Here is a 12975-nt window from a genome sequence, read left to right as displayed (position 1 = left end):
AAGGATATTCTATGAGAAGATGGTCACTGATCATCTTCTTGTTTTTATATAATAAATAAGTGGATTTAATTATTAAGAGGGGAATATTCATTTATGAGATTTAAGATCGGTTATCGAACGATAAAGACTGCTTTAGGAATGACCATTTCCATTTTACTTGCACAATATCTGGGATTACATAATTATGCCTCAGCGGGAATCCTGACCGTCTTATGTATTAAAGTAACTAAGCTTAAATCCATTAGGGCTTCTTGGGATAGGATTCTAGCATGTATTATAGCAATCGTGTTTTCTTCCGCCTTTTTCGAATTAATAGCTTATCACCCATTAGTAATCGGTTTCATGATATTATTTTTTATTCCTACGGTGGTCATGTTCAAGGCTAGTGAGGGTATTGTCTCAAGTACAGTTATTATCCTTCATGTTTTTATGGCAAAAGAAGTGTCACTTGATCTCATTATAAATGAATTAGGGATCATTTTTATTGGTATTGGTGTTGCGTTAATTATGAATCTATATATTCCAAGCTTGGACAACAAGCTAGAGGATTATCAAAGACAAATTGAACGGAATTTCAAAAAGATATTTGACGAAATTGTTATTTATTTAAGAACGCATGAAAGTAATTGGGGAGGAAGCGAAATTACAGAAACATCCAAATTAATCGATGAAGCAAGGCAGATTGCCTTTTTGGACATAGAAAATCACTTTTTAAGAAATGAGAATTTTCATTATCAGTATTTTAAAATGAGGGATAAGCAATTTGAAATTATTGAACGGGTGTTACCGATTGTCACTTCGTTATCTTTGGAAGTGGAACAGGCAAAAAAGATTGCAGATTTTATTGAAGATTTATCCAATCATATACATCCAGGAGATACAGCAATTATTTTTCTCGACAAGATAGCAAAAATGCGGGTGCAATTTCAAAATCAGGAACTACCTGTGACAAGGGAAGAATTTGAAACAAGAGCGGCATTGTTACATTTTGTTCGGGAAATGGAAGAATATCTAGTGATTAAGAGGAATTTTTATAAAATGGATGGGAACAAAAAGAAAAGTATCAGACGGATATTAGGATTACATTGATTACAAACAATGTGAGAACTAGATTCAGCAAAGTAAGAAGTATTCCGAATCTAGTCCCTTAATATTCATTGCAAGCTGTGGGCAAGTTTTGTGCCTACGGCTTTTTTTTTAACCCAAAAATAAGCTGGTTTCTATAGATATGCCGAAATTCCAATTAAAAGGGTGGAAGCAAGCATGGCAAAAAGCATTAGGTATACAAATATTTTTCTTGTCTTTTTATTTCTCAAAGTGCATCCTCCTTTTTCTTTATAATCATATTTTACAAGGAATTTGAGTGCTGGACAACCGTTCAAAAACGGAAGGCATATTTTAAATATTATCGAATATTTTCAAAATGGTGAAAATTTTAAGTGAGTACGAATCAATTTATGATATATTAATAGATGTCAGATTAATTAGATTATTGAAATGTTTTTATATAAATACCAATTTTTAAGAAAAGTTATTTTATATAAATAGAAAGGTGTGAGAGGGTTGATTAAGAAAATCGATCATATTGGAATTGCAGTTCATTCATTAGAGGAAACACTTCCATTCTACACAGACATTTTAAAGCTCCCTCTATTAGGCATTGAAGAAGTAGAAAGCGAGAAATTAAAAGTAGCCTTTCTAAAAATTGGACAATCGAAATTAGAATTGTTAGAGCCAACTAGTCCAGACAGTACAATTGCAAAATTCCTTGAAAAAAGGGGACAAGGTATTCATCACGTTGCATTAGGTGTCGATTCCATTCAGGATCGAATCAATGAAATAAAGACAAAGGGCATTCGAATGATTCAGGAAGAGCCAAAGATTGGAGCTGGGGGAGCTTTAGTTGCCTTCATGCATCCTAAATCTACTGAAAGCGTTTTATTCGAACTTTGTGAAAAAAAGGGAGAGGGAGAGAAACATGATTGACATCTATGACAAAATCAATGATCTCTATGACCGAAAGCGAGAGGTTGAACTAGGCGGTGGAGATGAAAGAATCGACAAACAGCATTATAAAGGGAAATTGACTGCAAGAGAACGAATTGAACTCTTAGTCGATCCAGGCACATTTGTTGAGCTTAACCCCTTTATAGAGCACCGCTGTAAGGACTTTGGTCTTGAGAATCAGAAAGGTCCTGGTGATGGAGTTGTAACCGGTTACGGGAAGGTGAACGGAAGACCTATCTACTTGTTCTCACAGGATTTTACCGTTTTCGGTGGTGCATTAGGGGAAATGCATGCTTATAAAATTGCCAATGTAATGGATTTAGCCGCAAAAAATGGCGCCCCGTTTGTTGGATTAAACGATTCAGGCGGTGCGAGAATCCAAGAAGGCGTCGTTTCACTAGATGGATACGGACAGATATTTTATCGGAATTCTATTTATTCCGGTGTGATTCCACAAATTTCTGTTATTATGGGCCCATGTGCTGGTGGTGCCGTGTATTCTCCAGCAATAACTGATTTTGTATTCATGGTTGAAAAAACGAGTCAAATGTTTATTACAGGGCCAAAGGTTATTGAAACTGTTACTGGTGAAAAGATTTCAGCAGAGGATCTTGGAGGTGCGAAGGTTCATAACTCCATTAGCGGTAATGCCCATTTTCGTGGGGAAACTGAACAGGAGGTCATTGAACAGGTTCGTCATCTATTAAGCTATCTTCCACAGAATAATGAAGAAAAGCCACCAATGAATCCTATTGAAGAGGCTGATGATTACCGTCCGGATTTAACAGATGCTATTCCTTTTGATGCCATTCGTCCATATGATGTTAGAGTAGTTGTTGAACAGGTGGTTGACTCTGGATCCTTTATGGAAATTCATAAGGATTTTGCGAAAAACGTTGTGGTTGGGCTTGCAAGAATTAAAGGGGAAGTTGTTGGCCTTGTATGTAATCAGCCTAAATTTATGGCTGGTGGTCTAGATATCAATTCATCTGATAAGGCATCCAGATTTATTCGTTTCTGTGACTCCTTTAATATTCCAATAATCACGTTTGAAGACGTTACAGGATTTTTCCCTGGGGTTAAACAAGAACATGGTGGGATCATTCGACATGGCGCAAAAATCCTTTATGCCTATTCAGAGGCAACTGTACCTAAGCTGACTATTATTTTAAGAAAGGCTTATGGAGGTGCCTATGTTGCCTTAAACAGCAAATCAATTGGCGCCGATCTAGTTTTTGCTTGGCCGAATGCAGAAATTGCTGTAATGGGTCCACAGGGAGCAGCAAATATTATTTTTGCAAGAGAAATTCAAAAAAGTGAGAATCCAGAAGAGACAAGAGCTCAGAAGATTGAAGAATATCGTGAAAAATTTGCAAATCCTTACGTTGCGGCAAGTATGGGCATGGTAGACGATGTCATTGACCCGCGTGAAACAAGAATCAAAATTGTTCAAGCTTTGGAAATGCTTCGAAATAAAAAAGAATCAAGACCTTACAAGAAACATGGAAATATACCATTATAATGCATCACTACTCAGGGAGAGAAGATTCTTCTCTCTCTGATTTTTACTTGCTAATATCTAAATAAGTTAAACCACAACTTTAACTGTAATATACTCCTCAATTAGTTATTCTTCGATTTCACAATTAATCATACATTAGATAATATTTATTCCATTATCTGTAATCCTTTGTGGAGAGCAACTCCTAGATAACTGACAAAATATTTGCGGTAATGAAACAAATAAAGGTATACTGAAATAGTGAATATACACATACATATGGAGGTTAGCCAAGAATGATCAATCAGGAAAGATTATTAAATGAATTTCTAGAGCTTGTACAAATTGATTCTGAGACAAAATATGAAGCAGAAATTGCTAAGGTTTTAAAACAAAAATTTACAGACTTGGGTGTCCATGTTTTTGAAGATGATACTACAGCACAAACAGGACATGGTGCAGGTAATTTGATTTGTACCTTGGAAGGAACAAAAGAAGGCGTTGATACAATATATTTTACCTCACATATGGATACAGTAGTGCCAGGAAAGGGTGTTAAGCCTTCCATTAAAGATGGCTATGTCGTAACAGATGGCACAACTATTCTAGGGGCAGATGATAAAGCTGGGCTTGCGGTCATGTTAGAAATCATTCGCGTGCTTAAAGAACAAAATATTGCTCATGGAAAAATTCAATTTATCATTACTGTTGGAGAAGAAGCTGGTTTACATGGCGCAAAGGCACTTGATCCTTCATTAATTACAGCTAAATACGGTTATGCAATTGATAGCGATGGTAAGGTAGGTAATGTCGTTGTTGCAGCCCCTACTCAAGCAAAGATTAAGGCTGTGATTTACGGAAAAACAGCTCATGCAGGAGTAGCGCCTGAAAAAGGAGTATCGGCTATTACGATTGCTGCAAAGGCGATTGCAAGAATGCCTTTAGGTCGAATCGATGAAGAAACTACTGCAAACATTGGTCGTTTTGAAGGGGGATCCCAAACAAATATCGTTTGTGATCGCGTAGATATTTTAGCCGAGGCACGTTCCCTTATCAATGAAAAAATGGAAGAACAAGTACGCAAAATGAAAGTTGCCTTTGAAGAAGCAGCAAGTGAAATGGGTGGCAAGGCAGAAGTTGAAGTCGAGGTAATGTATCCTGGCTTTAAATTTGGTGAGGGAGACCATGTTGTTGAGGTTGCACGTAAAGCTGCAGAGAAGATAGGCCGTAGCTGTGAGCTTCAATCAAGTGGTGGCGGAAGTGATGCTAACGTGATTGCAGGCTTTAATATTCCAACCGTTAACCTTGCAGTTGGTTATGAAGAAATCCATACAACAAATGAACGTATGCCAGTGGAAGAGCTTTATAAGCTAGCAGAAATGGTTATTGCAATTATTGAAGAAGTATCCGCTTGATCAATAGTTTGTCTTTGATTAAATAGTTGGAGGGCCTTGCCTTAAAAGGCTCTCCTTTGATAGAATTTCGCTTTGATGTTTATTAAATAAATGTCTTTCGTACAAATGCTTATCGCGTTGGGGGGATTAATCATGGCTGATTCCAATAAAGTTGTTGTCTTTATAGTAGGTTCTGAAGAGTATGCTGTTCCCATTCAATATGTGGTATCCATTGAAAAATTAGAGGGTGCCACACCAATTCCTCATTTACCAAACTATGTAAAGGGGATTGTAAAGGTTAGGGGTGAACTTATCCCTGTCATTGATATGGAGCAAATATTTAATTATCAATCTCTTTCTATTGATCCATCTGTGAGAATTATCGTTCTTCAAACAGAAGAGCTTTCAATAGGCATACTTGTACGGGACGCAAAAGAAATCATTGATATCCCAGAAGAGAAAATAAAACAGGTTGGACTGGTAGCCTATCAAAAAACAAGTTATTTTGTAGGAGTTGCAAATTTAGAGTCGAGATTAGTAACAATCATCAGTCCTACTCAACTTGTTCAGTCTTTAGAAGGCATCAGAGAAATTCAAGAGTTTATGATGAGTCAGGTATAATTTTGCAGCTACTATTGTAGCTGTTTTTTTTAGTTTGTTGGGCATGTTCACTATGGTTGAGGTGAGGGTTTGATAGGATGGACGTTTACGGATTCTTTGATAAGTCTTATATTTGCTTGATGAAGGGATACTTTTGGGAAGAACTACTGATAGTGTCTATTATGTTTTTGATGAAAGGCAAAATCCTGGGAAGAATCAAAGAAAATATCACTCCCCCAATACAAAACCACCTATATCTGCACCCCTATCTCTTCACAAAAAGTAGCCATCTTCCTATGCCCATTTTAGATTAGGGTTTCGAGCTTTGATTTTTTATCAACTTGCCGCATAGTAGGAAGATTTCTATGAAAATGATAAAATAAGGTTGAATTTGTTTTGGGGATGTGTCAGAGCATGAAGGAAATGTATCCGAAAAACGGTCGAGTCATTTTACATGTTGATATGAATAGCTTCTATGCATCCGTTGAAATGGCCTATGATCCCTCTTTAAAGGGGAAACCATTAGCCATAGCAGGGGATGTAGAGGAACGGCGTGGCATTATTGTAACAAGTAGCTATGAAGCAAGGAAATTAGGAGTGAAAACAACCATGCCACTATGGCAGGCAAAAAAGCTTTGTCCTAATCTTATAGTGATGAAACCAAACTTCGACCGTTATCGTGCTGCTTCGATGGGGATGTTCGAAATCTTAAGTGAATATTCTAAGCTAGTTGAGCCTGTTTCTATTGATGAAGGATACATGGATATTACAGATAGCTTTGAATTGGGCACACCTATCGAAATTGCAAAATCAATCCAAAAACAAATTTTACACCAGCTTGATCTACCTTGTAGCATTGGGATAGCACCAAATAAATTTCTTGCAAAAATGGCCTCTGATATGAAAAAGCCTATGGGTATCACGATATTACGGAAAAGAGATATTCCTACTGTTTTATGGCCAATGGACATTGAAGAGATGCATGGAGTGGGAAAAAAAACAGCGGAAAAGCTGAGAAAAATAAATATCCTTACAATTAAAGACCTCGCACAAGCCGATCAGTTAATATTGAAAGGCTTGTTAGGGATTAATGGAATTCGACTAAAAGAAAGAGCAAACGGCAACGATCAGAGAAGAGTGGATCCAGATTCTGTTTCTGATTTCAAAAGCATTGGAAACTCAACAACCTTACCAAGAGATACAACCAATCAAAAGGAACTTTTCAAGGTATTGGACATGCTAAGTGAAAAGGTAGCAGTTCGGATGAAGAGAAAGCAAGTATTTGCAACAACTCTGAGTGTCACCATCCGTTATAAGGATCGTTCAACCTTCACGAGAAGCAAAAAGCTTAATAATCCTATCCATTTAAAAGAAGAAATAGGAAAGGTAGCCAAGCGTATTTTTCTAAAACATTGGAGTGGGGACCCGATTCGTTTACTTGGAATCACGGGTACGGATTTAGTAGAACAAAATCATGCTGTTAAACAGCTCGATTTATTTTCCTATGAAAAGGATGCAAAGAAGGAACCACTTATTGAAGCCGTTTCAAAGCTGAAAGAGAAATTCGGTGAAAAAATCATTGAGAATGCAAGCAGTTTAAAACCTGTTGAGAAGCCCAATCGGATTGGTACGGATACAAGTTTTAATAAAGATTTCCTTCATTCTTTTTTAAGCGAAGAAAAAGATTCAGAATGAGTGTTTTTTTCTAACTTATTATTGAAAGAATAGGATTAGGGTAGATTAGTTGCAACAATAAATGAATCTTTGATAAAGTAAAGTGGATTCTGAAATAATATGGCTATATCAGGTTAGAAGGGAAGAAAAACATGAGCAATCAACAAATAGGTGTAATTGGTTTAGCGGTAATGGGTAAAAATTTAGCTATGAATATAGAGTCAAGAGGCTATACTGTTTCCGTTTATAACCGATCACGAGAAAAAACAGATGAAATGCTTAAAGAAACAGAAGGAAAGAACATTTACGGTACATATTCCATTGAGGAGTTTGTTCAGTCTCTTGAAAAACCAAGAAAGATCATGCTAATGGTTAAGGCTGGCGGACCTACTGATGCTACGATTGAACAATTAAAGCCATATTTAGAAAAAGGGGATATTCTAATTGATGGAGGGAATACCTTTTTTAAAGATACGCAGAGACGGAATCAGGAATTAAGTGAAATGGGAATCCATTTTATCGGAACTGGTGTCTCAGGCGGAGAAGAAGGTGCTTTAAAGGGACCTTCCATTATGCCAGGCGGACAAAAGGAAGCGTATGATCTTGTTGCCCCAATTTTCAAGGATATTTCTGCAAAAGTAAATGGGGAACCTTGTACAACCTATATAGGACCTGATGGAGCAGGGCATTATGTCAAAATGGTTCATAATGGGATAGAATATGGTGATATGCAGCTGATTTCTGAATCATATTACTTATTAAAACAAGTTCTAGGGTTAAGTGCAGAAGAGTTCCATCAAGTATTCTCAGGCTGGAATAAGGGTGAGCTTGATAGCTACTTAATCGAGATTACGGCTGATATTTTTACAAAAAAGGATGAAGAGACAGGAAAACCTCTTGTTGATATCATCCTTGATACTGCTGGTCAAAAGGGTACTGGTAAATGGACAAGCCAAAGCGCATTAGACTTAGGTGTACCACTACCAATCATTACGGAATCTGTATTTGCACGTTTTATTTCTGCTATGAAGAACGAACGTGTTGAGGCAAGTAAAATTCTTAACGGACCAGATAAGCAGGAGTTTACAGGAGATCGTGAAGTGTTTATTGAGTCAGTTCGCAAGGCCTTATATATGAGTAAAATTTGCTCTTATGCACAGGGATTTGCTCAAATGCGAGTGGCTTCAGAGGAGTATGGATGGGATCTGCGTTACGGCGAGATTGCTATGATATTTAGAGGAGGCTGTATCATTCGCGCACAATTCCTCCAAAAGATTAAGGATGCATATGATCATAATCCGGGTCTAAAGAATTTACTTCTTGATCCTTACTTTAAGGAAATTATTGAAAGCTATCAATATGCTTTACGTGAAATTATCTCCATTGCAGTGCAAAAAGGGATACCAGTACCATGTTTCTCTGCGGCCTTATCCTATTACGATAGTTACCGTACAGAAACGCTACCTGCTAATCTCTTGCAGGCTCAACGCGATTATTTTGGGGCACACACCTATCAAAGGGTGGATAAAGAAGGAGTTTTCCATACAAACTGGTTGGATTAAACATAAAAAGAAGAGCGGCATATGCTGCTCTTCTTTTTATATAATTGATGATTGAGCTGTATTAACAGCTTTCAACCTCTAAATCGGCAATTGGCCACCAAAAGAAGCCGTCTTTTTCAAGAAGCTCATTGGCTGCTTGTGGTCCAGCTGTGCCTGAAGCATAGTTCGGGAAGCTTTCCTCTTTTGTGTTTTCCCATACCTCTGATATTTTATCGACAAAGCTCCAGGAAAGAGCAACCTCGTCCCAATGAGTAAAGTTGGTTGCATCTCCACGCATACAATCATAGAGCAGTCTTTCATATGCCTCTGGGGTATTCATGCCATTAACCCCTTTGTTGGCGAAATTTAGTTTTACTGGGGTTGCATCCATGCTTTGACCTGCCTTTTTAGCATTTAAATGAAGGGTGATCCCTTCTTCAGGCTGAATATGAATAACCAATAAATTTGGATTTAAGGTTTGGTCTGTTTGATAATATAGGTTCATTGGAATATCCTTGAATTGAATAACTATCTTTGTAGATTTGGTTCCCATCCTTTTTCCAGTTCGGATGTAAAATGGTACACCTGCCCATCGGAAATTATCAATCAAGAGCTTTCCTGCTACATACGTTTCTGTATTAGATTCAGGATCCACCATTTGTTCCTCACGATAACCTGGAACGGCTTCCCCATTTATTTCCCCATTGCCATATTGTCCACGAACAAATTTCTTATGAACCTTGCCTCCTTCAATCGGACGTAAGGCACGAAGAACTCTAACCTTTTCTGAACGAATCTCATCCGTCGTTAATTTTATTGGAGGCTCCATGGCGAGTAATGCAACAATTTGGAGCATGTGATTTTGCACCATATCCCTAAGGGCTCCACTTTTTTCATAATAGCGTCCACGCTCTTCAACACCTAGGGTCTCACTTGATGTAACCTGGATATTGGATATGTAACGGTTATTCCATAAAGGTTCAAATAGGGCATTGGCAAAACGGATGACCTCGATATTTTGTACCATTTCCTTACCGAGATAGTGATCAATCCGATAAATTTCATTTTCCGAAAAGGCTTTTCGTATTTGCTTGTTTAAATGCTTGGCTGATTCTAGGTCATGTCCAAATGGTTTTTCAATAACAAGTCGTTTAAAACCTTTTACTTTGGTCAGTCCATCCTCTTTTAAATGCAGGGCAATTGTTCCGAAAAATTCCGGAGCCATGGCTAAATAAAAGATTCGATTCCCCTGTAGGTCATAATTTGTATCCAATTCCTCAGCCATTTGTTTTAATGTAGCATACGATGCAGAATCCGTAACATCATGTGAATGGTAATAAAAATGGGAAGCAAATTCCTCTATCAATGCATCTTCCTTAGCTGATGAATGGACAGAGTTTCTTATATTTTGTTGGAATTCATCATTGGAAAGTGGTCGTCGAGCAACCCCGATGACAGCAAATTTTTTCGAAAGCTTTCCTTTTTCAAATAATCGATAAAGGGAAGGAAATAATTTTCGGTTGGCCAAATCTCCAGTCGCCCCAAAAATCACAATTAATGCGGATGGTTTTTCAGTTGTATTCACGATATTTGAACCTCTCTTCATGTAGAAATCATATGTTTATGGTCTTGGCAAATTTTATTAAAATAATAGTCTTTACAAATATAAAATTTTATCGATTATCTCAAAAATAAGCAACAGTTATGCAATAGATGTACACTCTTTTTATTTTTTTCAAATTTAAGTGAACTATCCATAGGGATTTTTACTTATTGAAGCATTATGTGATAGAGGGTTGATATGATATATTATAGTTCAGTGAATCATGTATCGGACAATGATTGTTTTAGTTTTGCTTGATGAATGTTTGGAAGGGAGTTTTATCAGTTGGAGGTTTTTTTCTTAGGCACTGGAGCAGGTATGCCTGCAAAGCTTCGAAATGTTACGTCTATTGCGCTGAAGCTTTTGGAAGAAAGAGGAGCGATTTGGCTATTTGATTGTGGGGAAGCCACCCAGCATCAAATTTTACATACATCGATTAAACCAAGAAGAATTGAAAAAATATTTATTACCCATCTTCATGGAGATCATCTTTATGGGCTGCCAGGGCTACTGGCTAGTCGTTCCTTTTTAGGTGGGGAATCAGAGGTTACAGTCTATGGTCCGAAGGGTTTAAAGGAATTTATCGAAATCAGCCTTTCAGTCAGCCAAACCTATCTTAAATACCCACTAAAGGTGATGGAGATTGAGGAAGGGACGATTTTTGAGGATGAACAATTTGTAGTGGAGACAAGACTGTTAGAGCACGGAGTCCCTTCCTATGGGTATCGGATTATTGAAAAAGACCTTCCAGGGGCTTTGCTTGCGGAAAAGTTGGAGGAAGCTGGTATTAAACCTGGTCCGATTTATAAAAAAATAAAAAATGGAGAAGCCATAACACTGGAGAACGGAGAAATTCTTGATTCCTCTCAGTTTATTGGCCCAGCACAAAAGGGACGGATTGTGACCATTCTAGGAGATACAAGAAAATGTGATGCTGCGATTTTGTTGTCCCTTGATGCAGACCTAGTAATTCATGAAGCAACATTCTCAAAAGGGGAAGAGAATCTTGCCTATGAATATTTTCATTCCACGACCGTTCAGGCAGCAGAAATTGCTAAAAAAGCGGGGGCAAAAAGATTGTGCATGACTCATATTAGCTCAAGGTATGACCGGAATTCCTGGCAGACACTTGTCGCAGAGGCCCAAGAAGTATTTCCAAAGTCCATGATTGCAGAGGATTTTAAAGAGGTTTTCGTTCCATTAAATAAGTAGAGATATGAAAATGGAGCCTGGAATGTTAGTATTTCAAAAGAAAGACTAATGATCCGGGCTCTTTTATATAATTGTTTTATTCAAGTTGGAATGAAAAATAGAAAATATTTGATCCCTCAATTATGAGGTTTTTTGAATTTTATTAATTTCTAATGTAATGGCTGAACCAAGTCGTTTCGATTGGGCAGTTGCCTCTTTTATGCAATGGATAAAGGCTTTCTGTACACCGTGGGCTTCTAGAATATTGATTCCCGCTTCAGTAGTACCCCCTGGGCTTGTAACCTCTTTGCGGAGCTGTTGAGGTTTTTTCGTTGTTGTCGATAACATTTCTGCTGCTCCAAGTAGGGTTTGAACGATTAATTCCTTGGCCATTTCTTCTTCTAATCCTATCTCAATCGCGCTTTTCTCTAAGGCCTCAACAAGATAATAGATATATGCTGGTCCGCTGCCTGAAAGACCCGTAACAGCATCTAGTTGATCTTCTTTTACAAAAGTTGTCAGCCCAACCGTGTCAAACATACTTTTTACAAGATTCATTTGTTTAGTTGTCACCATTTCATTGAATGCAAGTGCTGTTGCCGATTTCCCAACGGTTGCGGACGTATTTGGCATCGCTCTAACAATAGGCAAGGATTTTTCCGTAAGCATGTTGATGGAATCAATTGAGATACCAGCTAGTACGGAAACGAGTAACATATCGCTTTTTAGAAAAGGATTTAATTGTTCAATCGCTTCCTGGGCATCCTTTGGTTTCATTGCTAGAACAATCATATTCGCACCTGATACAAGTTCACTCATTTTATAGGAGTAGCTTACTCCATATTGCTTTTGAAGCTCCTGTAATCTTGATTGATTGCTTCTATTTGTCGTCCAAATTTTCTCACCTGCGATGAAATCGTTCTTAACCATTCCTGAAATGATTGCCTCAGCAATGGATCCGGCACCAATAATAGTAATTTTATTCATGAATCAAACTCCTCCCGTGGAATGGATTATTAAAAAAATGTTCGAATGTGTCCAAATAAAAAAGACCTCCGCCCAGTAAAGGACGAAAGTCTAACTTCCGTGGTACCACCTTCATTCACCTTTTCTATAATAAAGAAAAGATGCAGCTTTAGTCCATTAACGCTGGAACACGTCTAGGTTTTCCTAGAAGCTCATAAGGTAGGTTCAATGGTCAAGAGGACGATGAAGCCTTTCAGCCTAAACGAGCTTCACTCTCTTTCGTCATTTTCCATTTACTGGCCTTAATCGATTGCCGTTTTCATTCATTGGAATATTAATTGTGATTATGCAAGAAAACAAGCCTATTTGTCAAGAAGTAACTTTGAATTTTTTAAATTTTCTTATAATAATTATGTGAAAATAATGACAATTCCTAAAAATAACGTTAAACTAATTTTTATAACTAATATATGCAAAAGGATAGGGGTTTATCAGAAA

The 12975-nt window shown here is 37.5% G+C and carries 11 protein-coding genes; 8 read left to right on the top strand and 3 right to left on the bottom strand.

Features of this window, described 5'->3' with window-relative positions:
- The first annotated feature begins 93 nt into the window (after positions 1-93).
- Entirely contained in the window at positions 94-1089 is a 996-nt protein-coding gene (locus BQ6100_RS14125; RefSeq protein ID WP_075982231.1) for an aromatic acid exporter family protein, read from the top strand.
- A gap of 131 nt (positions 1090-1220) precedes the next feature.
- On the opposite strand, the gene prli42 is transcribed toward BQ6100_RS14125, so the two are convergent.
- On the bottom strand, positions 1221-1316 hold the full coding sequence (gene prli42, locus BQ6100_RS21290) for a stressosome-associated protein Prli42 (protein WP_159433159.1): 96 nt from the start codon (positions 1314-1316) through the stop codon (positions 1221-1223).
- A 247-nt stretch (positions 1317-1563) separates the two neighbouring features.
- Between prli42 and mce the strand changes: the two genes are divergently transcribed.
- The 6 genes from mce to gndA all read left to right on the top strand — a co-directional run bounded on the left by mce (position 1564) and on the right by gndA (position 8738).
- Positions 1564-1986, top strand: a complete 423-nt coding sequence (gene mce / locus BQ6100_RS14120; protein WP_075982230.1) for a methylmalonyl-CoA epimerase — start codon at positions 1564-1566, stop codon at positions 1984-1986.
- Positions 1979-3529 carry an acyl-CoA carboxylase subunit beta gene (locus BQ6100_RS14115; protein ID WP_075982229.1) on the top strand — a complete coding sequence of 517 codons (1551 nt, stop codon included), beginning with the start codon at positions 1979-1981 and terminating at the stop codon, positions 3527-3529. Before mce ends, BQ6100_RS14115 begins: the two co-directional genes overlap by 8 nt.
- A gap of 275 nt (positions 3530-3804) precedes the next feature.
- Entirely contained in the window at positions 3805-4923 is a 1119-nt protein-coding gene (locus BQ6100_RS14110) for a M20/M25/M40 family metallo-hydrolase (RefSeq protein ID WP_075982228.1), read from the top strand.
- 132 nt (positions 4924-5055) lie between these two features.
- A complete protein-coding gene (locus BQ6100_RS14105; protein WP_075982227.1) occupies positions 5056-5523 on the top strand; it encodes a chemotaxis protein CheW in 468 nt (155 codons plus the stop codon).
- Positions 5524-5916: 393 nt separating this feature from the next.
- Positions 5917-7197 carry a DNA polymerase IV gene (locus tag BQ6100_RS14095; RefSeq protein ID WP_075982225.1) on the top strand — a complete coding sequence of 427 codons (1281 nt, stop codon included), beginning with the start codon at positions 5917-5919 and terminating at the stop codon, positions 7195-7197.
- A gap of 131 nt (positions 7198-7328) precedes the next feature.
- On the top strand, positions 7329-8738 hold the full coding sequence (gndA, locus tag BQ6100_RS14090) for an NADP-dependent phosphogluconate dehydrogenase (protein ID WP_075982224.1): 1410 nt from the start codon (positions 7329-7331) through the stop codon (positions 8736-8738).
- A 61-nt stretch (positions 8739-8799) separates the two neighbouring features.
- On the opposite strand, the gene zwf is transcribed toward gndA, so the two are convergent.
- Positions 8800-10323, bottom strand: a complete 1524-nt coding sequence (gene zwf / locus BQ6100_RS14085) for a glucose-6-phosphate dehydrogenase (protein WP_075982223.1) — start codon at positions 10321-10323, stop codon at positions 8800-8802.
- Positions 10324-10605: 282 nt separating this feature from the next.
- Here zwf and rnz point away from each other — a divergent pair, with 282 nt between their 5' ends.
- Positions 10606-11532, top strand: coding sequence for a ribonuclease Z (gene rnz / locus BQ6100_RS14080; RefSeq protein ID WP_075982222.1), 927 nt, complete (start codon positions 10606-10608; stop codon positions 11530-11532).
- A gap of 120 nt (positions 11533-11652) precedes the next feature.
- On the opposite strand, the gene proC is transcribed toward rnz, so the two are convergent.
- Positions 11653-12498, bottom strand: coding sequence for a pyrroline-5-carboxylate reductase (proC, locus tag BQ6100_RS14075; RefSeq protein WP_075982221.1), 846 nt, complete (start codon positions 12496-12498; stop codon positions 11653-11655).
- Between the last annotated feature and the right edge of the window lie 477 nt (positions 12499-12975).

Source organism: Bacillus massilinigeriensis (assembly GCF_900117315.1).
GTDB lineage: Bacteria > Bacillota > Bacilli > Bacillales > Cytobacillaceae > Bacillus_BE > Bacillus_BE massilionigeriensis.
The sequence above is the reverse complement of the archived record's forward strand: the minus strand, read 5'-3'. Positions and strand labels throughout refer to the sequence as shown.

Excerpts from the sequence above, each read along its gene's own strand:
- BQ6100_RS14125 (WP_075982231.1), top strand. The coding sequence starts at position 94 with ATGAGATTTAAGATCGGTTATCGAACGATAAAGACTGCTTTAGGAATG.
- BQ6100_RS14115 (WP_075982229.1), top strand. The coding sequence starts at position 1,979 with ATGATTGACATCTATGACAAAATCAATGATCTCTATGACCGAAAGCGA.
- BQ6100_RS14110 (WP_075982228.1), top strand. The coding sequence starts at position 3,805 with ATGATCAATCAGGAAAGATTATTAAATGAATTTCTAGAGCTTGTACAA.
- BQ6100_RS14105 (WP_075982227.1), top strand. The coding sequence starts at position 5,056 with ATGGCTGATTCCAATAAAGTTGTTGTCTTTATAGTAGGTTCTGAAGAG.
- BQ6100_RS14095 (WP_075982225.1), top strand. The coding sequence starts at position 5,917 with ATGAAGGAAATGTATCCGAAAAACGGTCGAGTCATTTTACATGTTGAT.
- gndA (WP_075982224.1), top strand. The coding sequence starts at position 7,329 with ATGAGCAATCAACAAATAGGTGTAATTGGTTTAGCGGTAATGGGTAAA.
- zwf (WP_075982223.1), bottom strand. The coding sequence starts at position 10,323 with ATGAAGAGAGGTTCAAATATCGTGAATACAACTGAAAAACCATCCGCA.
- proC (WP_075982221.1), bottom strand. The coding sequence starts at position 12,498 with ATGAATAAAATTACTATTATTGGTGCCGGATCCATTGCTGAGGCAATC.